Annotated in this window: 23 protein-coding genes and 1 pseudogene; 15 read left to right on the forward strand and 9 right to left on the reverse strand. The window is 42.6% G+C overall.

The window, feature by feature from the left end; translation table 11 throughout:
• Window positions 1-38 precede the first annotated feature (38 nt).
• Window positions 39-359, reverse strand: a complete 321-nt coding sequence (locus MKY92_RS04165) for a metalloregulator ArsR/SmtB family transcription factor (RefSeq protein ID WP_339299290.1) — start codon at window positions 357-359, stop codon at window positions 39-41.
• Between the two features lie 184 nt (window positions 360-543).
• On the opposite strand from MKY92_RS04165, the gene MKY92_RS04170 reads away from it, so the two are divergent.
• The gene (locus tag MKY92_RS04170; RefSeq protein WP_339299292.1) at window positions 544-930 is read left to right on the forward strand and encodes a DUF1801 domain-containing protein; all 387 of its coding nucleotides are present in this window, start codon (window positions 544-546) and stop codon (window positions 928-930) included.
• Between the two features lie 42 nt (window positions 931-972).
• On the forward strand, window positions 973-1,509 hold the full coding sequence (locus MKY92_RS04175; protein WP_339299294.1) for an isochorismatase family protein: 537 nt from the start codon (window positions 973-975) through the stop codon (window positions 1,507-1,509).
• 361 nt (window positions 1,510-1,870) lie between these two features.
• On the opposite strand, the gene MKY92_RS04180 is transcribed toward MKY92_RS04175, so the two are convergent.
• Window positions 1,871-2,158: a DUF6809 family protein gene (locus MKY92_RS04180; protein ID WP_339299296.1), complete on the reverse strand. Its 288-nt coding sequence runs from the start codon at window positions 2,156-2,158 to the stop codon at window positions 1,871-1,873.
• A 142-nt stretch (window positions 2,159-2,300) separates the two neighbouring features.
• On the opposite strand from MKY92_RS04180, the gene MKY92_RS04185 reads away from it, so the two are divergent.
• From MKY92_RS04185 to MKY92_RS04200, 4 genes are all read left to right on the forward strand, one after another.
• Window positions 2,301-2,510 (forward strand): helix-turn-helix transcriptional regulator, encoded by a 210-nt coding sequence (locus MKY92_RS04185; protein WP_036668302.1) that lies wholly within the window; start codon window positions 2,301-2,303, stop codon window positions 2,508-2,510.
• A gap of 198 nt (window positions 2,511-2,708) precedes the next feature.
• Window positions 2,709-4,292, forward strand: a complete 1,584-nt coding sequence (locus MKY92_RS04190; RefSeq protein WP_339299297.1) for a glycosyltransferase family 39 protein — start codon at window positions 2,709-2,711, stop codon at window positions 4,290-4,292.
• A gap of 4 nt (window positions 4,293-4,296) precedes the next feature.
• Window positions 4,297-4,845 (forward strand): hypothetical protein, encoded by a 549-nt coding sequence (locus tag MKY92_RS04195; RefSeq protein ID WP_339299298.1) that lies wholly within the window; start codon window positions 4,297-4,299, stop codon window positions 4,843-4,845.
• Between the two features lie 403 nt (window positions 4,846-5,248).
• Entirely contained in the window at window positions 5,249-6,238 is a 990-nt protein-coding gene (locus MKY92_RS04200) for a phosphotransferase (RefSeq protein WP_339299300.1), read from the forward strand.
• Between the two features lie 144 nt (window positions 6,239-6,382).
• On the opposite strand, the gene MKY92_RS04205 is transcribed toward MKY92_RS04200, so the two are convergent.
• The gene (locus MKY92_RS04205) at window positions 6,383-8,623 is read right to left on the reverse strand and encodes an S-layer homology domain-containing protein (RefSeq protein ID WP_339299301.1); all 2,241 of its coding nucleotides are present in this window, start codon (window positions 8,621-8,623) and stop codon (window positions 6,383-6,385) included.
• Between the two features lie 236 nt (window positions 8,624-8,859).
• Window positions 8,860-9,426, reverse strand: coding sequence for a hypothetical protein (locus tag MKY92_RS04210; protein ID WP_339299302.1), 567 nt, complete (start codon window positions 9,424-9,426; stop codon window positions 8,860-8,862).
• Between the two features lie 375 nt (window positions 9,427-9,801).
• Between MKY92_RS04210 and MKY92_RS04215 the strand changes: the two genes are divergently transcribed.
• Complete coding sequence (locus MKY92_RS04215; protein ID WP_339299303.1) at window positions 9,802-11,619, forward strand: RNA-directed DNA polymerase; 1,818 nt, start codon at window positions 9,802-9,804, stop codon at window positions 11,617-11,619.
• 40 nt (window positions 11,620-11,659) lie between these two features.
• Here the strand turns inward: MKY92_RS04215 and MKY92_RS04220 are convergent, their stop codons facing one another.
• Window positions 11,660-12,292, reverse strand: coding sequence for an SLATT domain-containing protein (locus tag MKY92_RS04220; RefSeq protein ID WP_339299304.1), 633 nt, complete (start codon window positions 12,290-12,292; stop codon window positions 11,660-11,662).
• A gap of 299 nt (window positions 12,293-12,591) precedes the next feature.
• Here MKY92_RS04220 and MKY92_RS04225 point away from each other — a divergent pair, with 299 nt between their 5' ends.
• From MKY92_RS04225 to MKY92_RS04240, 4 genes are read left to right on the forward strand one after another with little or no spacing between them, the layout of a single operon-like run.
• A complete protein-coding gene (locus tag MKY92_RS04225; RefSeq protein ID WP_339299305.1) occupies window positions 12,592-13,011 on the forward strand; it encodes a hypothetical protein in 420 nt (139 codons plus the stop codon).
• Window positions 13,011-13,487, forward strand: coding sequence for a GyrI-like domain-containing protein (locus MKY92_RS04230; RefSeq protein ID WP_339299307.1), 477 nt, complete (start codon window positions 13,011-13,013; stop codon window positions 13,485-13,487). Before MKY92_RS04225 ends, MKY92_RS04230 begins: the two co-directional genes overlap by 1 nt.
• Before the next feature lie 25 nt (window positions 13,488-13,512).
• The gene (locus tag MKY92_RS04235; protein ID WP_339299309.1) at window positions 13,513-13,962 is read left to right on the forward strand and encodes a hypothetical protein; all 450 of its coding nucleotides are present in this window, start codon (window positions 13,513-13,515) and stop codon (window positions 13,960-13,962) included.
• Entirely contained in the window at window positions 13,959-14,399 is a 441-nt protein-coding gene (locus tag MKY92_RS04240) for a hypothetical protein (protein WP_339299310.1), read from the forward strand. Before MKY92_RS04235 ends, MKY92_RS04240 begins: the two co-directional genes overlap by 4 nt.
• A 119-nt stretch (window positions 14,400-14,518) precedes the next feature.
• On the opposite strand, the gene MKY92_RS04245 is transcribed toward MKY92_RS04240, so the two are convergent.
• Window positions 14,519-14,923 (reverse strand): CBS domain-containing protein, encoded by a 405-nt coding sequence (locus MKY92_RS04245; RefSeq protein ID WP_047840578.1) that lies wholly within the window; start codon window positions 14,921-14,923, stop codon window positions 14,519-14,521.
• A gap of 177 nt (window positions 14,924-15,100) precedes the next feature.
• On the opposite strand from MKY92_RS04245, the gene MKY92_RS04250 reads away from it, so the two are divergent.
• A complete protein-coding gene (locus MKY92_RS04250) occupies window positions 15,101-17,209 on the forward strand; it encodes a penicillin-binding transpeptidase domain-containing protein (protein WP_339299311.1) in 2,109 nt (702 codons plus the stop codon).
• Between the two features lie 85 nt (window positions 17,210-17,294).
• On the opposite strand, the gene MKY92_RS04255 is transcribed toward MKY92_RS04250, so the two are convergent.
• Both MKY92_RS04255 and MKY92_RS04260 read right to left on the reverse strand, forming a co-directional pair.
• Entirely contained in the window at window positions 17,295-17,783 is a 489-nt protein-coding gene (locus MKY92_RS04255; RefSeq protein ID WP_339299313.1) for an SRPBCC domain-containing protein, read from the reverse strand.
• Between the two features lie 37 nt (window positions 17,784-17,820).
• Window positions 17,821-18,576 (reverse strand): annotated as a pseudogene (locus MKY92_RS04260) (class I SAM-dependent methyltransferase).
• Between the two features lie 280 nt (window positions 18,577-18,856).
• Here MKY92_RS04260 and MKY92_RS04265 point away from each other — a divergent pair.
• From MKY92_RS04265 to MKY92_RS04275, 3 genes are all read left to right on the forward strand, one after another.
• The gene (locus tag MKY92_RS04265; protein ID WP_339299314.1) at window positions 18,857-19,273 is read left to right on the forward strand and encodes a VOC family protein; all 417 of its coding nucleotides are present in this window, start codon (window positions 18,857-18,859) and stop codon (window positions 19,271-19,273) included.
• A gap of 148 nt (window positions 19,274-19,421) precedes the next feature.
• Window positions 19,422-20,021 (forward strand): TetR/AcrR family transcriptional regulator, encoded by a 600-nt coding sequence (locus MKY92_RS04270; RefSeq protein ID WP_237178159.1) that lies wholly within the window; start codon window positions 19,422-19,424, stop codon window positions 20,019-20,021.
• Between the two features lie 32 nt (window positions 20,022-20,053).
• Window positions 20,054-21,274: an MFS transporter gene (locus MKY92_RS04275; RefSeq protein ID WP_339299315.1), complete on the forward strand. Its 1,221-nt coding sequence runs from the start codon at window positions 20,054-20,056 to the stop codon at window positions 21,272-21,274.
• Between the two features lie 101 nt (window positions 21,275-21,375).
• Here MKY92_RS04275 and MKY92_RS04280 read toward each other — a convergent pair whose 3' ends face one another.
• Window positions 21,376-22,785, reverse strand: coding sequence for a glycoside hydrolase family 1 protein (locus tag MKY92_RS04280; RefSeq protein ID WP_339299316.1), 1,410 nt, complete (start codon window positions 22,783-22,785; stop codon window positions 21,376-21,378).
• Between the last annotated feature and the right edge of the window lie 24 nt (window positions 22,786-22,809).

Genomic DNA, 22,809 nt, shown 5'->3' on the forward strand with positions numbered 1-22,809 from the left:
GTGAAGAAAAGGAATGCAGTTCACCAGCGCGATATGCGCTAGCTCTGACATTCCACTTCTACGAGATGAACGAGCTGTTTGAGTAATTCGATCGCATCGTTGAATTCCAGCTTGTAATACATCTCCGTACCTTTTTTCTGAACCGATAACAGTCCGGATTGACGCAATATTTTCAAGTGATGAGAGACCGTAGGGCGTGACATGGGGACATGCTCTGCAATCTGCGATACGTTCATGCTCTCTTGATCAATGAGCAGCGATATGATTCGCTGGCGAACGGGATCTCCCAAACCTTGAAGATAAGGACTTAGATTCTCGAAAATATCAATTACTTTTTGGTTACCCACTGAATCGGTCATGGCTCACTCCGTTATAATGTTTAATTGTTTAAACGTATTATATAACCTATACATCTAAAAAATCAAATTCAACATTTTAATTCACAGAGAAGTAGCTGTTCTGCTTGTCCATTTAGAGTACAATATAAGCAAATATACCCGTACCACGAATCAGTAGCAGTCCCCGTGGTGGAAGGAGCCCCAGATGGCTGAGAGTAACCATTATTCTATGTTGGTAGATGAGTATATCTCGGAGTTTGCGCCCGATGTACAGGTGAGATTGCAGGCGTTAAGACAGATTATTCGGGATTCGGCTCCACACGCCGAAGAGAAGATCAGTTACAAGATGCCGACGTATGCACAGCATGGGAATTTGGTTCATTTCGCCGCATACCAGCATCATATTGGATTTTACCCTGCTCCGAGTGGAATTCTGGCGTTTAAGGAGGAACTCTCCAAGTACAAAGGGGCTAAGGGATCTGTCCAGTTTCCGCTGGACCAGCCATTGCCGGAGGAGCTGATCCGCCGGATTGTGGAATTTCGGGTGAAAGAAAATGTGGAAAAAGCTCGGGAGAAGAAGCAGAAGAAGTGATAAATGGTAAAAACCTGTTAGTCTACTGAAGGGGAAGTACAGATGAACAAAGCACTAATCGTGTTGGATGTGCAGTATGGTATTACATCATTGAAGGATTTCACAGTTCAGTTGGGCAAGATTGAAGCGGTTATCGCTGATTTTGAACAGCAACATGAGCCAATCATATACATGAAACATGTAGATTACGATCAGGAGGGCTCTTCACTGTTCTATAAAAATACTGCGAACCTGGAAATTATTATAATGGGTACGGGTCAGTATCCCGTTATGGAGAAAAGCAAACCAAGTGCCTTCAGCAATCCGGAGCTAAGAACTTGGCTACAAGAGCATCAAGTAGAACATGTATTTATTGTTGGATTCAACATGGAATATTGTTGTCTGTTTACGGCAATTACAGCGGAACACGAAGGGTTTAAGGTAACCTTGATTGAGGACGCAACAGGTTCGGTGAACACAGCGGAGACGTATGAGATGCCGGGTCTGGACATTCAGGATTTTGTCGGTTCGATTCTGAATTGGTCGAATTGTATTGAAGTTTTATATGTGGATGAGTATAAAGAAATGTATCGTATCTAGCGTGGTTTACATGTGACGCCTGAGATTTGAGTATGGTATAATAAGAGCAGAGTAGACGTAAAATGAAAAGAGAGCCGTGCTGGTAACACGACTCCTCCGAGCAATAGCCGCTTTTAAGGGCGGTGGGCTTCGCTTAGAAAGATGATCAACAATAGACCGCATCCTTTTGCGAGGGGGGCGGTCTATTTGTGTGTATTGGACAGAATAGCAACGATGAGCAAACCAAAGGTAAGCATCAACATAATTGCTTCAAATACTGTCACAAGGCATTCCTCCCTTCGTGGCAAGGTAGCCGACCGACCCTTTTAAGCCTATTCTATTGCTTTGTTGATTATAGCATATTTTGTAAGAAGCCAAGTTGTTAGAAGCTGTTTATATGTAACTCGTTCATTAGCTGAAGGGCATCCCGAAACCCTTGTAAATAAATCTCTCTTTCCAGAAGTGTTTGCATAGAGAGTTGAGTATCTTCATATAGAAAAAGGATTTGATTCAGTTGCTCCGGTAAAGCTTGGCGAATATTCTGAAAGTATTGATCAGATTCTTTAGATAGTTGGGTATAATCAGGCTGCGTTTGAGACAAATTGTTGTATAATAACTCTAAGCGCGTTCGGATTAACGGTTCTGCTAAAGATTCCAAGGATTCTTTCACTATGTACACCTCTTTTTGAGTATTTGTAGATATTAAGTTTCCATTCGAACATTACAGTGTGCATTATGTTTATTTGAATATACAATTTGTAGTGTGCTTTGTCAACATCACAGTGTGCATTTTAGTTTGGAGGAGAATTCGTATGATCAAGGTTCATTTATCTCGTATTATGGGTGAGAAAAGAATTAATATTGCTGATTTATCCCGACTAACCGGATTACATAGAAATGGGATTGCCAAATTATATAATGAAGAAACCGATGGTGTGAAGTTCGATACGCTGAATCGAATATGTGAAGCTTTGGATTGTGAGATCCAGGATATCATTGAGTTTATTAAGGACGAGAAGTGATCTTCAACAATTAGCTAAGGCCCTATACTTTTAAAAAATTGGACATATAGACCGTTACCTTATCGAAGGGACGGTCTTTTTCTGTTTGTATACACATACTGAGCTGCATCGACTGCAAGCGTTACTCCCTTTCAGCGATTTTTCAGCCAGAGCCTTTATAATACTCACGGAATCCTGTATTCGAAAAGGAGTTTTGGTATGTCTAAGATGCTGCAAAAATCGTTTTATCTCATTCTGCTCGTGTTTGTTGCGGTGTTTATTGTTTCGTCCTTGTTGGTTCGGGCGCAGTACAACTACGCTTTGTATGGGGACAATCCCATTCTGAGCATGCAGCAGTGGAGTGTTTTTCTCCCGGTCATTCTTTTGCTTCTGGGTTCAGGTGTCGGGTTATATGTTCTGTGTCTGAAACTGAACAAATACAGCCCGAAGGTAGTTATTCCGATTGTGCTGTTATGTTCTCTGGTCATTCAGATCATCGTCATTTTTGTATTTCCGAGAGTGCCCACCGATGATTCACAGACCGTTCTCTCACTCGCCATAAACATGCTGTATGACCAAGACTACTCCACGTTTGAAGCGGGTGGTTATCTGCACATGTTCCCGTTTAATTACTCGATCGTGTTGTACCTGAAGACATTGCTGTACCTGTTTCCAGACAACTATCTGGTCATCAAACTATTTAATATTTTGTTTTCAACGTTAACAACGTTCATGATTTATCTTATTTATAAACAAGTGAATGACAGATCCACGGAACGTGATTACGGTGTGTTGATCTTTGCAGCAACGTACCTGCCTTCCCTGTTCCTGAACAACCTGATCTATAACGATGTGATTGCCACAGCTTTTCTGACATCTTGTTTATACTTCATCATTCGTTTTGTACGTGAAAAGTCTTGGAAAACAATCGTCATTGCCGCCGTTTTTCTCGCGTTGGGCAATTACTTTCGAAGCATTGGCGTGATCGTGCTAATCGCTGCCATCATATATATTCTGCTGAATATGCGGAGCATTGGAGCGAAGAAAGTTGTCATTTCCATCGGTACGCTGGCTATGTTGTTTAATGTACCAACCTGGACTCAGAATGCGGTTCTTCAATCCTCCGGTGCTGTGAGCGAACCTGTCGGAGAGAATGCTGCACCAGTCTATATGTGGCTGAATATGGGGATTAATCTGGAGCGTTTTGGCTTCTGGGACAATATGGAGAGTTATCAGATCTATCAGAGACAGGCCAACTACAGTAAGGCTGAGAGCACAGCCTTATTTAAACAAGAGATTGGCAACAAGCTGTCTGAAGCAAGTGCGAGTGATTTGGTACAGACGTATTACAAAAAGATTATATGGACCTGGACCGAAGGGACGTACCAGATGGACCGCTACGGAATTGGCAATGAAAGTTCCTTGAGTGCAGGAAGAGGAAGGGTAGGCGGAATCGCAGGCTCCTATAGTTATACCAATGCGATAACAGAACTGTTGCAAGGGGATTCGGCTTATCGGACAGGTTTGCTCTGGATCGTATATGTGATGAATTTCTTGATGTACTGTTTTATTTCCATCCGGTTGTTCGGTGGAATTCGTCATAAACGGTATGATGAAGTCTCCTTAATCCTGGTCATTCTCGGATTCATCGGATTTTATATTCTCTGGGAGATTAAGTCCAGATACATCTACCCTGTATATCCGCTGTTGGTTGTGCTGTCCTATATAGGATTCAAAGATACGTATGATTTCATACTCCACCGTAAAGGTACCTTGGAGAGATATTCCCTGAGAAAAAGGTGATTATATGCGAAAAAATAAATATTTCACTTCGGTTACAATACTCCTTTTGCTGGGGTGCTCGGTTATGCTTACGGGCTGTGATGTGATAACTGCCCAGAATATTACTAAGACCAGTTCTGTGCAAGGCATGGACGGTGGCGGCATGCCGAATGGCGGTGGCCAGGGGATGAACGGAGGACCATCGAGAGGTGGAAGAGGCACCGCGGGCATGAATGATCGAGCAGGCAGTCCGGGCATGACGCAAGGGATGATGAATGCCGACATTACGGGTAGAGTCATCTCCGTGAATGGAAACACGATTACGCTGGCATTACTTGAGGTGCAGGACAGCTCATCCCCAAGCATGGAATGGAAGGATACCGGAATGGAGATGAGATTGAATATAACTGATGATGTTACTATCACTGAAGGCATGGGAACACCGAGCTCTGGCAATTCCAGCCCACGTGCGAATTCGTCCATTCAAGTGTCTGATCTTCAAAAAGAAAACATCGTGATGGTGTGGTATAAGGACAACACTGAGACGATCGAACGGGTGATGGTTGTCCAGTAAAAGATGATGGGATTATCGTCATTTTGTAATTGCTTACATTTAATCTATGGGTTATTATGGAAACAGTTGTTTTTGAAGGGAGTGAGCGTCATGAAACGACGGTCTAAGATGGTATGTTCTATCACTACAATGAAGGTAAGAACGAACTGAATAATTCCGGTAGACCATCAGATGCAGGGTGGAACACATCCAGTTTCCCAGTCGATCTGAGATCTGCCGATATATAGGGATATAACTGCTCATTTTTTCTGGCGTATGCGAGGTTTATTTGCTTGTGCAAATTTCTCATACACTCAGAATTTTTTTGAAGCCGCAGGCATAGCCTGCGGCTTTTTGCGCGCAAAAATAGGCATTCGGTGGTTAAAAGCAATGCACCTAAAACGATCAAAAAGGAGAAATACCCATGTTAAAATTAAAATATTTATTTCAAAATAATGACCTTGCCGAGATGATCCTGAAGAATTGGAACTATGATCCTGAGTCGTTGGATATGTTTCAGTATTACCGTATATCCTCCAATGCCGTGTATCCGTTCAGAGATCAGGGAGAAGTGAGATTACTTCGATTTGCCTTGGTAGAGGAGAAAGATCAAAACAACCTTAGCGCGGAATTAGATTTCCTCCGTTATCTTGGAACGAATCAGTATGGAGCCATGGAGGTGGTACCTTCCCATTCAGGGACAGAACTCATAGAGGCTTACACCCCATGGGGAGTGTACTATGCTTCCGTATTCAAGCGAGTACCCGGATCGCAGTTAGGAAGCATTGATTTGAATGACACCATCCTGTACAGCTATGGTCAGGCGTTGGGTGAGCTCCATCATTTATCGCGCAGGTTCACGCCTGAGCAGGAGAAGAAGCGACGCTGGACCTATGCGGATGTATTGAATTGGATGCAGGAGAACCTGAAGGAGTTTCCAACAGAGACAGCAGCTCTGAACGAGGTGGAGTTTCTCCGAACAACTTTTGCGACTTGGCCGATGACCCAGCAGAATTTCGGACTCATCCACTATGATTTTGAACCGGACAATGTCTTCTATGACGAAGGTAGCCAGTCTTGTTATGCTATTGATTTTGATGACTCAATGTATCACTGGTACGCAATGGACGTGGAACAGAGTCTGGATAGTTTACGTGAGGAGATCGAGCCTGAACAATGGGAGCAGAAGAAACAATTGTTCCTGAACGGGTATTGGTCCAAGGCGGGAGAACGTTATGATCTGGAGGGTATGTTCCCCGCTTGTCGCCGTTTTGCCAACTTGTACGGCTATGTGCGTATGCTTCGATCTGTTGCAGAACAGTGGTCACATGAGCCAGAGTGGATGAGCGGACTAAGAGCGAGGTTGGAGAGGAAGATGACAGAAAAGGCAGAGCAATTTGGTCATCCAATTTAAAGTCTACACATAAAAAGTTATATCCACCAATACTTTGAACACTTAATATTGAACGTATGTCATGACTCATACCAGAATCAGTCCTCATAACAAACAAACCAGCTTGGGAATTCAATGTAGAATTCCTAAGCTGGTTTTTACATGTTACTCGGTATAATCACTTATCGCAGTACGCCCCGCCTCTACACTGATCCAGTAGGCATAATCTTCGCGCACGTCCACATAGAGGTTAAGTTCCTTCGCATCAAGGTTACTTACCGTTAGTTTGAAATTGCCATAGGCATCTGTTGTAACCTGCTGGGTTTGGATATGCTCTGCAGCAGGCGAAGGACCATGGATTTTAATTGGCATCGTCTGGTTGGCATACGCCGGGAACGTACCTTGAAGGACCAGCGTGTGATCGGCAGAATATACTGCTTTCATGGTCTGGTCCGGTAGTCCGCCGTTCTTTTCATTCTCGGTAGCTTCAGTAGAATTCTTCGGTCTGCTCCATAGTTCGAAGCCTTTTTCCTTCAGGTTCTGGAGAAAAACAACAGCCTCAGCCCGGGTCAAGGATTCTTGTCCCGCATAACCTTGCACCGTAGCTGCAGTTTTGCCGGAAGAGTATCCCATGTTCAGTAGATACCGGATGGCATCTTCATCCTGGGTATAATTTTTACCGCCAAGCCCCGCCACGATTACGGCTACTTCTATTCGGTTCAAGGCATGATTGCGCAGCTTCGGATTCTGTTTGCTGGCATCCAGTTTCAGATTCAACGCGGAAGCATAGGTGTAGTAACGATCACTCCAGATGTTTCCTTTAATAGCTTGTCCCTCTGCAGCATCGATGCTCTGAATGACATGGGAATTCGCATACAGCTTGAACAACATAGAGAGGAATTCGGCTTCACTCACCTGATTGTTGGGTTTGAACGTTCCATCCTCGTATCCACTGACCATCTCCTGTTGAACGGCCCATTGAATGGCATCTTTCGCCCAATGTGTGCGGATATCACTTAATTGGGGGATTCCCGTTACCGTAACAGAGACAACCACTTCTTTCCCTTCAAAACGAACCCGAATTTCGGCTTTACCAGCCTGAAGTCCAATGATTTTTCCATCCTTGATCGCAATGCGATCTGACGTAGTGGTGAACGAAACGTTAGACTGTGGAACATAGGATGTTCCGTTATCATTCACGGCAGTGATCGAAGGCAGATCAATCTGTTCTCCTGCTCGGACTTTCAGGTTTGGTTGTTCTGGCGTTATACGGGTAAGTGTTGTATCTTGAACACCGTCAACATGGAAGAAACGTGTGGAGTATGAGATTTCCGCAGCTGTACCGTTTTTCTTTTGCAGACCTGTAATTTGAATGTTGAACGTATCGCCGTTCTTTAACAATTGCACATCGTCGGGACGGAAGATGATGGCGTACCCATACCCATATCCACCTGTCTCTACATTGAAATAGGCTTGATTAAACCATTGTTTGTCCGCAGGGTCCACGTTGTAATAACCGGTTGGAAAGCCACTGTTCTGGTTCTTGGCATTAAAGGTCCACGTACGTTGATCGGAAGTCCGAGTCATCTCGACCTGTACCTCAGACAGTGATGGCTTCGCGAATACATCTGTATTCAGTTGAACAGACCAGGCCTGTGTACTACCAAAGGCTTCGATTGGAAAAGCTCCCTGATTCGGAAACAGGCTGTAGTTGAACGAAGTTCCCCCCGTTCTGCTTTTATCAAATACCTGCATGGCACTATAGTACTGATCATATGTCTTGCCTGCTTCACTACGAGTGGCGAGTCCAAATCCGATTCGTTGCAGTTGTGGACTCAAAATCCAGCGCCGATGACCGAGTCGATCAATATTGGAGGCATCCGAATCATTCATGTAGGCCTGAATGCTTTTTGTCAGGACGTTATCCTTGGCACTGCTGGTAACATACAGATTGGAGCTGCTGGCAGACTTTAAACCGGTATCAAAGAAATCCTTTGGCATATCTCCTGGTTGTTTCGGATAATGGGACAAGTATCCACCTGTAGAGACCACAACAGCCCCATGCTGGGCTTGGCGATTCAATGTCGGATCAAGAACAAGATCGCCCTGTAGACCCGTTATAAAACGATAAAAGTTGGCTGCGTTCAGCCCCTGCTCCAGATAGGCATCACTTACCACACCAGCAGAGTAGGGAGCAATTGTCGAAGGTGTCTTTGTATACAGGGGAGATGTATCATTGCCATTCATCCACTGATTCCACTTCTGTACAATCTCCTGCTGACTTCGCTCAGGCAACAAACTGTCGACCTGTTCCGCATGTGCCGCTTGAGCACCCCATAACAGAAACAGCAGCCCTGCCAAGGTCAGGGTGAACAGTGAATGCATTTTATTTTTCCGGTAAACCATGTTTCCAACCCCTCTCATATCTGAACGTACGAAGAACATATGCATGTTCAGCATTATGGTATATTCATCGACATTACAGCTGGTTTTGCTTAGAGCCAGGCATGAGAGCATAAGGCCGAGCATGTGAAGGAGGATATTTTAATTAGGGAGTTGGTGGTTCATTTGTTAAAAAAAGAGCACAGGCCACCCCGCTGATTGGGGACAGCTTATGCTCTTTCTACATATGTATCTACTTTTTAGTCGAGACTCAGGTCGAAATCAGGCTCACACATATAATCTAATGGGTACAGATCATCTCGTGCCGAGATTAATGCACGTAAATGCAGATCCCTGATACCGTGCTCAGTTGCACTTTCATCTGAGCGATTGGAGACAAGTTCAGCTACCACAAAAACGTCTTCTGCGAGGTTACATTTAAAAAGAACATTTTTCGGATGAATGACTTCCTCCAGGTAACTGTACGTCATCACGTGAAATGTTTGTCCGCGCCAGTTTGTCTTGATTACTTTATAGGACTGTGTGCGAACCAGATCCAGATAACGTTCCAGCTGGAACGTATGCTCGAATTGCGTAATATAACCTTTTTTATCTACATCAATCGTAAATTCGACATCATAGCTCACATGCATTTCATCTTTATAAGTTCCGTTCATAACCTTCATGTTGTCAAAGTGTAATCCGAATTCCGGATCATCCACATAGGGAATGGTAATGAGTTCAGGATCAACATGATCTGTAATTTGGCTGTTCATGGAAGGTGCGCTGTAATACTTCGATGGCTGAAGATCAATCGATCCAATCATGCTTCCTGGGAAACCGGGGCTGCAAGTTATTCGCATAGTCATCTCCTTTAGATTTAATCAGTAGTTAGACGAACGAGTAACAATAAAGTTGCACCAGAATAAGGAAATGAAGGACGGGGATGAACTCTTATAAATCTATCTGCCAGCAACGACGGTGGTTGAGTTTTTTCTCATGGTTGGGATTGAGATTGAAATAGTTTACAGTGAATGTGAGTTAAGGTACGAGTTCCTGTAGAATAATATGAAGATTGTATTATGAAGCAACAAGTAATTGTTTGGAGTATAATGAACAAAGGGTACAGGTCATGGAAATACAATAGAATTTGAGCATTGAAATATTTGTTATCGATAATAACTAAGAGGGGGGATTACGTTATGCAGACGGAGAGATTCAATCAACTTAGAAAAAACGTTCTTGTAAATATTTTCACAAAAAAAGATATAGTTCGAATTTGGAGAGAAATTGTAAGGGATCAATTACGTAATTCAGATCTCAAAGATCTATATGATCATTATGATTTTAACTACAATATTGAAGAGAGAGCTGGTGCTATCAGAAGTGAGATTCTTAGTGGGAATTACAAAGTCTCTCAACCTATGATTTATAGAATTGAAAAGAAATTAGGTGTGTGTAGGCATTTGGTTACTCCACAACCAACAGATGCATTAGTATTCCAAGTTTTGGTGGAAAAGATAAGTGAAGAGATTCTTTCTAATCAGCCCTCCAAAAACTCTTTTTACTCTAGAGATAAACATGGAGTTCCTAAACCTCATGAGTCTGATGACTATAATTTTAACTGGAGAAAACAATGGAAAAAGATGCAAAGAATGATCTATAAATTTAATGAAGAAAAGGAACTCATAGTAGTTACTGATTTATCTAACTATTACGATAGTCTTAATATAAATGAGCTGCGAAAAGTGTTTTCTAGTTATTCTAAAATCGATGAGGTAGTCATCGACCTTATTTTTAGAATAATTGAGGAAATTTCATGGAAACCAGATTATTTACCTTATGCTGCGCGAGGACTTCCAACGACAAACATAGAGGGAGTAAGGCTTCTAGCACATTCATTTTTATTTGAAATTGACGCGGTAATCATGAAAAACACTAATAACAGTTTTACTAGATGGATGGATGATATTATCATTGGAGTTGATTCGAAAAAGGTTGGAATTGAGACAATTAGTGTAATTTCTGACATGTTGAAGAGCCGCGGTCTAGCTCTTAATCTTTCCAAAACAAACATATATAATGAAAAAGAAGCTTATCATCAATTTCAAATAGAAGCTAATAGATATATAGATAGCGTCGAGATGACAAAAAAAACCGATCCGAATTACGAAGATGTCTGTAGGAACTTGGATAAAAGATTCAACAAACACTTTAAGGATACTAGTGCGAAATATTGGGATAAAATTTCCAAGCGATACATAACATTATATGGGAAATTTGAACATGGGGAACTAATGAGAAAGTTGCCTTCAATTTATGTGAATTTCCCCACGCTCAGAGCCAATTTAATTACTTACTTATCAATTATAGGATATAGTAAGCGAAGTTCAAAAAATGTACTAGACATAATTAAAACAATTGATATATTTGATGATCGTTCTTTATATCAACTTTGCTTATTAGTTTCTCAGTGGGAGATTCCTATTAAGCAAAAAGGAGCTAATAAATTCTTAAATACTTTTAGAGATTTTATCACTAATTTCTCGTTTAGTAGGGGGAATTCAACTGATTTTTACTGTATATTATGGTTTGAATCAAAATATAGTTCTCCTAAGGATTTATTAGCGTTTATCATGAAATATAAGAATAAATGGCAGACAGATTCTTTTTTACGTAGGCAGGTTACCGCAATTTTGTCTAGATTATTGAATTTCAAAAATAAGGACGTGGGAGAAATCCTTCAAAACCAAATAACCTCTGGTGTTATTAATACCGTTACATTGGCGAATCAGATATTGTTATTTTCTAATATTGAGAAGTTAGATAATAAATTATCTTATTATCTCTTTCCAGAAAAAGTACAGAAACCATACCCTTTGAATAAGTTTTTAGTGTTGTGTTCCGTACTGAATTCTAAAACAATAAGAGAAGATGTTGAAGTTCAACGAAAGATTAAGCATCTAATAACAGACCCATATTATTTGAAATGGCTAAGTTTGCAGTACAATATAGTATAAAGTAATAAACTCCCCAGATTAAAAAGAGGGGAGTTTATTCTTATGAGAAAATGCTGTATAGAATAAATAATGGTGTGAAAAGTAATAAAAACTTGTTAGAGACTAAAATTAAATTGTCTATCGAGTGATCTTTTACTTTTACTTGTAGATTAAGCTCTTCACTTATTCTTATAAGATTATCGATAGCATCGTGATTTTCATTGTTCTTTAGAACGGTTTGATATTCATGCATGATAGTTTTATATTCATTAATAATTTCTCTTTCTTCAAGTTTAATTTGTTGGCTATTGTATTTCGTCAATAATTCCTTGAGTCTTAAAGTCAAATCTTCAATATCTAATTGATGATAATGAATTTTCAGTGCTCTTTCATTGTAATTTAATTCATTAATATAATACTGGATTAGTATAACATAAAGTGAAAAAACCCCAGAGATTAAACCGAATAGTGGGTCGTTAAATCTCTCAGATATATTTTTACCACTTATAGATAAAAGAACAAACACAATTGCTTCAATGTTGAAAATAAAAAAAATGGATTTCCACTTGCTACTGTACTCTTTAAGTCGACTACTCATCTTAATCCTATTGATTCTTGTTTTGTTTAGCGTATTGATTTTTTTTTCGATTTCTGAATAAATGTTAATTTTAGCGTATTTTTTTACTGATTCCATATATGTAGATATCCTCCTAACATTCTTATGATTTCCTTGTATCTTTAATATTCAAGGTTTATATTTTCACTTTTTAGTTTTTTTATAGAGTATGAAATTTCTAATAGGGAACAAGCCTTAAGAACTTTTGTGGATTTCCCTATTTGATTATATCATTGAATTTAGTCTTTTGTAGTTATACTTAATATTTGGTTCTAACTACAAAAGAGTGATTTCTTATTTTCGAATTCAGAGGCTAAAATGATATCTTAAGAAATAAGTATTAAAATAAGGGTGGTTACAGTCATTCGGATCGTGATGTGTATGAGATTAAACTGTTTCCATATGTCTACGCACATCAGATTGTGAATCTGCTAGGCAATGTAGTTAACGGTTTCTATAAAGGTATCGCACCAGATGAAGCCAGTTTCGATGAGGAGTTCCCCAATCCAGCCTTCAAAGGCAAAATGGCAGAAGAGCAACCAGCCGTTCTGCAGCTGGGCTACTATAAACAACATACGAATGTACACGCCCTTGCCTTTCGAGAGGAAGACGGGACGTATCGAATTGTCTTGAACGAAGAAGAGGATCGGGATCTTGTGGATTCCAGGCTGAGTCGCCGAGAGGTAGAGGGAACGTATCTTTTTACGGCTCCGGATGCCAGCAGCGCCCACCAATATTTTCATGAATGGGTCATGGAGAACCGTGCCCCATATAGCTCTCGAGAGGAGTCCATCTAATGAATGTGAATGAACATGTGATCGAACAACAGTCTCTTACCTTTGTGGGCATCAAACGAACGTTTTCTTGTGTGGATGGTAAGAATTTAAGAGAAATCCCAAAGATGTGGCAGGATGCTTTGGCAGACCGCATTGAGGAACGTTTAAACGGGTTCAATAACGAAGCTATTCCCGGTCTGGTGGGCATCTGTGTAGATCAGAGAGAGCTGAAGGATAATCAAATGGAGTACTGGATTGCTACCTCTTACTCAGGTGAAGTGCCTGAAGGTTTGGTGTCCATCGAACTTCCTGCGTCCCATTGGGTCGTATTTGAAGCTGATGAACTAGAGCCGGAAGCGATACAACGGTTGTGGCACTATATTATGACAGAGTGGTTTCCTTCCACTTCATATCAGCATGCAGGGATTCCAGAACTTGAAGTGTACAAAGGTGATGGCACACCTCCCCAAGTCTGGATACCTGTAAAATCTGTGTGAGCAAAATTGAATTAGGAGGTCTACGATGTTATCCAATAAAGTGATTGATCATTGCCAGGAGCAAGGCTGGTGGCATGAAGATGTTCCAGCAGCCTACGAAGAAGCATTGCAAAAGCTGGAGATCGATTTTCAATCGGATTTTGCACAATTTTATCTACATGCAGAGGATGGACCAACTTTCTACAGCAGGCATCAGGAGTTGTATCAGATCTGCTGGTTTATGGAGAACACCGTATATATGGAAGACATGAATGTAGCACAGCTTACACTGGGACTTCCCGAGGCGTATATTCCAATGGATAGTTTTGAAGGAGAAGGTGGGTTTTTCTACAACCGTCAGACAGGAGAAGTGGTGCTGGTGGAACTGGGGGAGTCCATCGAACGGTTTCTTAATGGCGAGAGTGAGCCGCAGTGGGCTGATTTCAATGCTTTTCTGGAGTGGTATTTCGTCCTGGAGGAGGAGACGGTGCAATGAAAGATCTAACACCGGAACATGCCGAACTGGAGCGACAAATTGTAGAAACGGTAGAAGCCGGTAATGTGCTGGATGAGACGCAACAACATGAACAAGCACTTATCTATTATGATCAGGCATGGGGCATGTTGCCCGAGCCCAAGATGGAATGGGAGATTGCAAGCTGGATCGCATCCTGCCATGCGAATGCACATATCGATCTGAAGCAGTATGGACTGGCGAAGCCGTGGGCTGAGATATCGTTAAGTACGCGGAGTTCGGATAGAAATACGAGTCCATTGATGGATCTGGGCATGATCTTCATGAGACTTGAACAGCATGACGAGGCGTATTCGTATTTGCATCAGGCGTATGAGTTCGGCAAAGAGCGGGCATTCCAGGGAAGCCCAAGGGACGTGTTGAACTATTATAAGGAAGAGCGCGCCAAGCGTACCTAGAGTGATTCCGACCATACCATGAAACAAAAAGGTACCCCGGTTTGGCCAAACATGACCACAGGAGTACCCTTTCGAGTTGAATATTCGTTTATTACTTATTACAGGATGTTCCACTTCATCTAATCCGAAATGTTGCGCGTATAGTATTCAATAATATCCTTACGACGGATAATACCGAGGAAGACACGATCGACATCCACCACGGGCACAAAATTTTGGTCTGCTGCAAGTGTCAGCATATCCTCCATTTCAGCCTCAATGAATACACATTCATTATATACCCGATTGTTAATCTCATGGACCTGAACCTGATCCATCGTATCAAAAGTCAATCCGGGTGTATTTCGCATTTTCCATAACAAATCGCCTTCGGACAGGGTAGCAACATATTTTCCATCCTGGTCAATCACGGGAATGGCGGTGTAGTGTTGCGATTCCAATTGCTCAATAGCATCTTTCATGGAAGCGGTAGACTTGATATAGGCCACTTCGGCTTTGGGGAGTAAAAAATAGCTGATTTCCATCATCGGGCTCCTTTTCAGCCTTTTGCATAGCAAAAAAGCTTTAGTATGTAATCTCACTCTCCTTATTTAAACATATTATGTGAGCTTTCGGCTATTTTTAATGATAAATTCGTCAGATTTGTTTCATTGTTTAAATGGCTCTGGAAATCTATAGTGTATATTAGAGGTGATGTAACCATGAAATCCAAACGTAAATTAATATACGGACTGCTACCCATCTTGTTTGCAGGTGGAATCGGAATGTATCTATATATGCAGAACAACAAAGAAGCAGAGGCCAAACCCCAGACTACCGTGAATCAGTACATAGAGCATCTGCAAAAAAAAGAATTTGACCAGTTGTACAGCTTGATGACGTCTGCTTCGCTGGAAGAGTCGGGCATGAATAAGGAACAATTTGTTGAGAAATACAATGCGATCTATTCGGGTATGGAAGTATCCACCGTCAAGGCGGAGGTTAAACCTGTTGATGTTGCCGAAACGGCTTCCGATGGCAGTAAGACCGATGCAGAGAAACAAAACCCGGATACGTATGAGGTGGATTACAACCTGCAACTGACAACTTTTTTGGGTGAAGTCAGTGAGACGCATACATTAAAACTAGTCCGGCACGAGCTTGAGGACGGCGGGAAAAACTGGAAAATTAACTGGCAGCCTTCACTGATCCTGAATGACATGGTTAAGGGCAGTAAGGTACGAGTGAGGACACTGTTCCCGGATCGTGGAGACATTGTGGATCGTGATGGTTTGCCGCTCGCTACCAAGGGCACGATGAATGAATGGGGCATTGTACCTGAGAAACTTGGTGATAATCCGGACCAGATGATTGCCCGAATCGCGAGCCATTATCAGGTTTCGGAAGATGCCATTCATAAGGCGCTTGCGCAGACATGGGTGAAGCCGGAGTATTTTGTCCCGATTGGTTCAACGGAGGAGTTTGACGTACCAGAATCTTTAAGCGGGGTTACGATGCAAAGCAAGGAAATCCGCTATTATCCACTCGGCAATGCGGCTGCACACCTGATTGGATACGTGCGCAAAGCCACCAAGGAAGATCTGGATAAGGATACGGAAGGGTATTATCGCGCAGAAGATTGGATTGGCAAAGCGGGTTTGGAGCAGTCCATGGAAAAGCAGTTGCGTGGTGAACGTGGTGGTCTGATCGAAATCACAGATGAATCCGGTAACTCCCTTTCTGAGCTTATTCGCAAGGATGCTGTAGATGGACAGAATGTTCAGCTGACGATTAGCTCCAAACAGCAAAAGAAATTGTATCAGACATTATCCAGTGGTGGAGACGCCGGTGCAATGGTTCTGATGAATCCAACGGACGGCAACCTGCTGGCGTTGGTCAGTGCGCCTTCCTATAACCCAAACAAGATGGTTACAGGACTTACACAGGCAGAGTGGGATGCTTATTCGGCGAATGAGAAGCTTCCCTTTATCAACAGAGTCACTACCCGATACGCACCTGGATCAACCTTCAAAGCGATTACAGCCGCAGCAGGACTGATGGAGAAGGTGACCACAGCGGACAAAACCCATGATATCTCTGGCTTGCAATGGCGTAAAGACGATAGTTGGGGCGGTTATTATGTCAAGCGTGTGAAGAGTTTATCTCCGGTTAACATGGTCGATGCACTGGTATACTCGGATAATATTTACTTTGCCATGGAAGCGATCGAGATGGGCAGCGCCAAGTTTATTGATGGGATCCAGAAATTTGGTTTTGGCGATAACTTTGGACTGAATGAACTGTATTTGAAGCCAAGCCAATATGCCAATGAAGCACATCTGGATCTGTCGTCTGAGGTGTTACTCGCTGATACGTCCTACGGGCAAGGGGAAATGTTGATGTCCCCGATTCATCTGGCGTCGTCATTTACACCTTTTATTAATGAAGGGAAACTAGTGAAACCTGTTCTGATCGAGGGAAAAGAAAGCACTGACCCTGACGTAATCATTACTCCGGAAGCCGCAAATACGGTTAAGGATGCTTTGGGAGAAGTTGTTTCCCGGCAGGGCGGTACGGCCCACACCTTGAATTCAATTCCTGGAGGACTCGCGGGCAAGACGGGAACAGCGGAACTGAAAGCAAAGAAGGGAGAGAAGGGGCAGGAAAACGGATTTTTCGTAGTATTTGATACCGACTCTCCGACCTTCCTGTTATCCGCTGTAATTGAAGAGGTGAACGGCCGAGGCGGAAGCCATTATGTCGTGGATAAATTGAAGCCTTTTTTGGAAAAGTTGGAGATTGCGGATAAAGTAAACTTTGCAGACGAATAAAGTGTGTGAAGAAACAAAGTGAAGTTGTAAATAACAAAAAAACACCGGTGACGGTGTTTTTTTGTCTGAGGCTATATCAAACGGTTTATATCTTTGATAGGTATTCGGTTAATTGATGGAATGTTCCAGTAAACCCGGTGTGTACCATCTCTTTTGAAGCCTCAAAAGCTTGATTTTCTTCCTCAGTTGGAGATACAGGTGTAACAATCATTTTAATGGTTGTTGCCCCTTCGTACTCGCTGAACAGCACAGTATTCAGAGTTTTCATAGGCCAGCTTTCGTCAAAGGGAGCACGGACAGTATCACCTTTCTCATCAGAAAAGAAACTGGTGTACACAATTTTCTCTGAAGAAATAATCTCACTGTACACAAATTTAACCCACATAGTGTCGCCATCATCAGGTTTCTGGTTATAATGAAAGACACCGCCAGAACGAAAATCTGATTTAGCAACAGTAAATGTCCAACCTTTTGGGCCCCACCAGTTCTGCAGATGTTCTGATTCGGTAAATGCCTTAAACACAAGTTCACGTGGAGCATTGAAACGATAAGAGATTTCAACTTGATTTGACATTGTGTTTCCTCCAATAGATTTAGGATAAGGTTCGCCATTATTTCCTTGCAGTAATCATAAAGCGTGCCGAGTTAGTACGAATGCCCTTCTCGTCGTGATGTTCATTCACAAACTGCTGGAATCGCTCGAAGTCAGTGTCTACCTTTCCGAAATCAGGAATGATGGGTGCATGGGTTAGGAGAAACATCAAATCTTCGGGTGTAGCGTAATGCTCCACTACATTATATTCACGGGCCTGAATGTCATGGAAACCTGCTGTTTGAAGTTCATGCTTGTATCGTTCCATCAATGTGCCAGGTTGAATGCCACGGCTCTGTCCACGGCCAAAAGCTTCTGAAATGTTGAATTTATCATGTTCGCTGACCTGCTGGGTTAGAAATACCCCTCCCTGAGTAAGAACCCTGAATACTTCTGAAGCAGAGAATCCGGAGTGTCTGGAGGATATCACATTAAAGAAGTGATCTGGAAAATTCAGTTTTTCTGCGTCCATATGAAGAAAGCGTACATTGGAATGACCGCCCGTAGCCTGAAGATTATACTGTGCGGTCTCAATCATTCCTTGAGCGAGATCATTTCCAACTAGCAATAAAGCTTCTTCCGCAATGGACAGAAGGACTTCTCCACCACCTGTTCCAATATCCAGCAATAGATCCGACGAACGCGTATGGCGAACAACTTCCTCTTAGAAGTTCCATCCGATTTTCTCAGAGACAACGTTCATGGAGCTGAAGTTCCAGCCATTCGTCCGGCCTACGCGTTCATAAAAGTCAGCGTAATCTATTTTATTTTTCATTTTCATATTCCTCCAATGTGAGTTTGTTTGAACAGGACAAGTGAGTTGTGCCAAATCGTTCTTGTGTATATGGTCGAATAGGATCAAATTGGACAGACGTATCCCTTGATAGCTGGTACGCGTTTTGACCCAGCCCGACGACTAATTACTTCGAACCATTCGGAGCAACATCCATGTCACCTCACAAGTTGGAATATCATTAATTATATTCAATTGACAGCGTATACGCGAGGTGTTATTTTGAGGTGGAATCTATTCTATGAGTTCGAGGTGATCCAGGGTGGCTATTCGTGCTAAGCAGATTTTTGTCAATTTACCTGTTCAAGATTTGAAGAAATCCGTTGAGTTTTTTACCAAGGTGGGATTTGAGTTTGACGCCAATTTTACGGACGAGTCTGCTACTTGTATGATCATCGGGGAAAATATTTACGCCATGCTTCTGGTGGAGGAACGTTTCCAATCCTTCATCTCGAAAAAAATCTCCAATGCTGCCGATACAACCGAAGTCATCGTTGCCCTGTCTGTAGATAGCCGAGAGCAGGTAGATGTAATTGTACAAGCTGCCCTCGATGCAGGCGCGAAACCATACAACGAACCGCAGGATCACGGATTCATGTATGGATGGAGTTTTCAAGATCCGGATGATCACCTGTGGGAAGTTTCCTATATGGATCTAAGTGCTTTTCCTTCGGAGTAATAAAATGAAAATAACTAGAGCCTTCCTAGATTAATAGGAAGGTTCTTTTTTTGTCAGGCGTACCTTTTTCATTGCTTATATTGGGTGCATCTGTTAAAATACAGAACGAATGTTCAGTATGCATGGGACGGAGTGAAATGGAATGAATATGAATAAAAAGCAACTTCAAACCGAGCAGACCAAGAAAAAACTTGCGGATGCTTCGAAAGCCCTTTTTGTACAAAAAGGTTATAAAGCAACGTCTATTGAGGATATTGTAGCTGCGACGGGCAGTAGCAAAGGCAATATATATTACCATTTTAAAAGTAAAGAAGGCCTGTTCCTTTATCTAATCGATGAGTGGGACCGGGAGTGGGAAGAGAATTGGGCGGCCAAAGAACATCTCTATCGCACCTCCACGGAGAAGATTTATGGTTTGGCGGAACAATTAGTTCTGGACGATATGAATCACCCGCTGACGAAGGCAGCTGATGAGTTCTTCACAGGGGAAAAGAAAGAAAATGATATTGAGGAGCGGATCTCCTTAATGTTTGAGCGGCATATTCAATTTAATAAACAAATGATAGAACAAGGCATTGAGAGCGGTGAGTTCAAAGCAGACAATGTAGATCATCTCGCACTGATTTTGGAAAGTACCATTATTGGTCTTAGTCAGATGTCACGGGGGATGGAGCCTGATCAGGCTCTTGCGTTATACCGACAGGCTGCCAGTGTATTCTTACATGGGATTGCAAAAGATAAAGCTTAAGCAACATTTTGACAATTACGGAGGATGGAATCATGGCATTACTAACACGGAACAGGGGCGCACTGCTGCTGTTAATGTTTAATATTTTTCTCGTTTTTACAGGTATTGGTCTGGTTGTGCCGATCATGCCTGCGTATATGGATCTACTGCATATCACCGGATTCACGGTTGGATTGCTGGTAGCAGCATTTTCCTTCACCCAGTTTCTGTTCTCCCCGCTTGCGGGTCGTTGGTCGGATACGTGGGGACGTAAAAAAATTATCGTTGGCGGCATGCTGATTTTTGCCGTATCGGAGTTTATGTTTGGTGCTGTCAATGCACCAGCCTTGCTCTTCGCTGCCCGGATGCTTGGTGGTATTGGTGCGGCGATGATCTTCCCGGCGGTTATGGCTTACACCGCAGATATTACAACAGAGGAAGAACGCGGCAAAGGTATGGGATTGATTAATGCAGCGATTACAACCGGATTTATCATCGGTCCGGGAATTGGTGGATACATTGCGGACTTTGGCATTCGAATTCCGTTCTACGCCGCAGGGGTTGCCGGTTTATTGGCAGCGATCATTACAATGATTATCTTGCCTGAATCGGCACGAAGCACAGGAGAGCAAAGTAAACCTGTCGCTGGCGCAGCGAAAGTTAAAGCTCCGGGTATGGTAGCCCAATTGTTGAATTCGTACCGTGAGCCATACTTTTTCAGCTTGATCATTGTGTTTGTTATGGCATTTGGTCTGGCGAACTATGAGACGGTATTTTCATTATTTGTGGATCACAAGTTTGGCTTCACGACTAAAGACATCGCATTTATCATTACATTTGGTTCCATCGCGGGTGCGGTTGTGCAAGTATCCCTGATCGGTTGGTTGCTCAATCGATTTGGTGAAAAGATGGTCATTTCAGTATGTCTGTTATTTGTAGCCGTATTTGTACTGTTGACCTTGTTTGTGCATACGTACTGGATGATTCTCGTCGTAACGTTTATCGTCTTTCTGGGTATGGATATTTTACGTCCGGCGATCAGTACACAGATGTCCAAACTGGCACAAGAACAACAGGGCTTTGTGGCCGGACTGAACTCGGCCTACACCAGTTTGGGGAATATCGCAGGTCCAATCGTAGCTGGAGCACTGTTCGATGTGAATATTAACTATCCTTATGTTTCGGCAGCAGCCGTTTTGGCGATCTGTTTCCTGTTATCTCTACGGGTACTCAGAGGGGCCAAAGCGGTAAAGCAACCGAAGGCTGAAATGTAATTTTATAATTGGAAAAGACGTGCATTAACACAAAAAAACAGTCGATCACACCTAACGTGTAGTCGACTGTTTGTTTACTATGATATTAAAGGATTATGGAATTAACGGACTTTTCCATTCGTTTCAATCAGTTTTTGATACCAGTGGAAACTCTGTTTGCGGATACGTCTCAGTTCCTTGATAACGAATTCCTCACGATCCACATAGATGAATCCATAACGTTTGCTTGACCCTTGATGTGTACTCACCAGATCGATCGCAGACCAAGGGCAGAAGCCAAACACATCCACGCCGTCCGTAATCGCCAGTTGAATCTGTTCGATATGTTTATTGAAGAATTCAATACGATATGGATCGTTAACCACGTCACCTTCCTCCAATTTATCGAAGGCACCCAGACCGTTTTCCGTAACAATTAATGGCAGATGATAACGGGAGTAGATCTGGCGAAGGGTAGAGCGGAAGCCCACCGGATCAATTTCCCAGCCAAACTCTGTTTTTTGCAGATAGGGATTCACAGATCCTCTATATGCGCCCGGTTCACCTACGATTTCATGCTGATCTCCTGTATGGGAGAAGTCATTACCATCGTTCAGACTTTCACCAACCGTCTGGGAAGTGTAGTAATTAAACGCAATAAAGTCAGGGTTCCCTTGAGCCAGGATGTCCATATCTCCGTCTTCAATGATGGGCGTATATCCTTTCTCTTCGAGATAACTCCAGGCAATATGATTATAACGTCCATATACCGCCATATCGAGATAGAGCCAGTTACGAATGGCAGCATAGTTATCAGCCGCGAGTGTGTCTTCTGGTTTGGAACTAGCCGGGTAAATTACACCGATATTAGGAGCTGGGCCAATCTTGGCTTCAGGCAGCATTTCATGACACAGGACCATGGCTTTGGCTTGAGCAACCAACATGTGGTGATTTTGCTGATACAGTGTTTTTTGCGGATCAACAAGTGTTGTATCCAGTGTACCCAGAGAGCCGGGATGCAGGATCAGCATATTTTGTTCGTTGATGGTTAGCCAATATTTGACCCGATCTCCGTAGTTCTCATAAAGGGTCTTGGCATATTGTTCAAAAGCATCAATCGTTGTACGGTTGGACCAGCCCCCGTTTTCTTCAAGCGCATAAGGAAGATCGAAATGATACATGGTCACAATGGGTTCAATACCGTATTTAATTAACTCATTAATGAGAGAATCGTAAAAGGCGAGCCCCTTGGGATTCACTTCACCTGCTCCTTGCGGGTAAATGCGTGTCCATGCGATCGAGAAACGGTAGGCTTTGAAGCCCATTTCAGCCAGCAACGCCACATCTTCTTTGTACATATGATAGTGATCACTGGTTACCTTGAAGTCGGTCACACCTTCCACATGGTTGCCCATGTCGATAACAGAAGGGCCTTTACCATCTTCATTCCAGGCTCCCTCAATCTGATAGGCAGAGGTTGAACCTCCCCAGAAGAAATCTTTAGGGAATGGTTTCAGTTGAGTATGTTTCATGGTTAGTTCCTCCTAATTGAATTC

This window comes from Paenibacillus sp. FSL R5-0623 (assembly GCF_037974265.1).
GTDB lineage: Bacteria > Bacillota > Bacilli > Paenibacillales > Paenibacillaceae > Paenibacillus.

Coding starts and splice junctions, on each gene's coding strand:
- MKY92_RS04165 (WP_339299290.1), bottom strand. CDS start 359: ATGACCGATTCAGTGGGTAACCAAAAAGTAATTGATATTTTCGAGAAT.
- MKY92_RS04170 (WP_339299292.1), top strand. CDS start 544: ATGGCTGAGAGTAACCATTATTCTATGTTGGTAGATGAGTATATCTCG.
- MKY92_RS04175 (WP_339299294.1), top strand. CDS start 973: ATGAACAAAGCACTAATCGTGTTGGATGTGCAGTATGGTATTACATCA.
- MKY92_RS04185 (WP_036668302.1), top strand. CDS start 2,301: ATGATCAAGGTTCATTTATCTCGTATTATGGGTGAGAAAAGAATTAAT.
- MKY92_RS04190 (WP_339299297.1), top strand. CDS start 2,709: ATGTCTAAGATGCTGCAAAAATCGTTTTATCTCATTCTGCTCGTGTTT.
- MKY92_RS04195 (WP_339299298.1), top strand. CDS start 4,297: ATGCGAAAAAATAAATATTTCACTTCGGTTACAATACTCCTTTTGCTG.
- MKY92_RS04200 (WP_339299300.1), top strand. CDS start 5,249: ATGTTAAAATTAAAATATTTATTTCAAAATAATGACCTTGCCGAGATG.
- MKY92_RS04205 (WP_339299301.1), bottom strand. CDS start 8,623: ATGGTTTACCGGAAAAATAAAATGCATTCACTGTTCACCCTGACCTTG.
- MKY92_RS04210 (WP_339299302.1), bottom strand. CDS start 9,426: ATGATTGGATCGATTGATCTTCAGCCATCGAAGTATTACAGCGCACCT.
- MKY92_RS04215 (WP_339299303.1), top strand. CDS start 9,802: ATGCAGACGGAGAGATTCAATCAACTTAGAAAAAACGTTCTTGTAAAT.
- MKY92_RS04220 (WP_339299304.1), bottom strand. CDS start 12,292: ATGGAATCAGTAAAAAAATACGCTAAAATTAACATTTATTCAGAAATC.
- MKY92_RS04230 (WP_339299307.1), top strand. CDS start 13,011: ATGAATGTGAATGAACATGTGATCGAACAACAGTCTCTTACCTTTGTG.
- MKY92_RS04235 (WP_339299309.1), top strand. CDS start 13,513: ATGTTATCCAATAAAGTGATTGATCATTGCCAGGAGCAAGGCTGGTGG.
- MKY92_RS04240 (WP_339299310.1), top strand. CDS start 13,959: ATGAAAGATCTAACACCGGAACATGCCGAACTGGAGCGACAAATTGTA.
- MKY92_RS04245 (WP_047840578.1), bottom strand. CDS start 14,923: ATGGAAATCAGCTATTTTTTACTCCCCAAAGCCGAAGTGGCCTATATC.
- MKY92_RS04250 (WP_339299311.1), top strand. CDS start 15,101: ATGAAATCCAAACGTAAATTAATATACGGACTGCTACCCATCTTGTTT.
- MKY92_RS04255 (WP_339299313.1), bottom strand. CDS start 17,783: ATGTCAAATCAAGTTGAAATCTCTTATCGTTTCAATGCTCCACGTGAA.
- MKY92_RS04270 (WP_237178159.1), top strand. CDS start 19,422: ATGAATAAAAAGCAACTTCAAACCGAGCAGACCAAGAAAAAACTTGCG.
- MKY92_RS04275 (WP_339299315.1), top strand. CDS start 20,054: ATGGCATTACTAACACGGAACAGGGGCGCACTGCTGCTGTTAATGTTT.
- MKY92_RS04280 (WP_339299316.1), bottom strand. CDS start 22,785: ATGAAACATACTCAACTGAAACCATTCCCTAAAGATTTCTTCTGGGGA.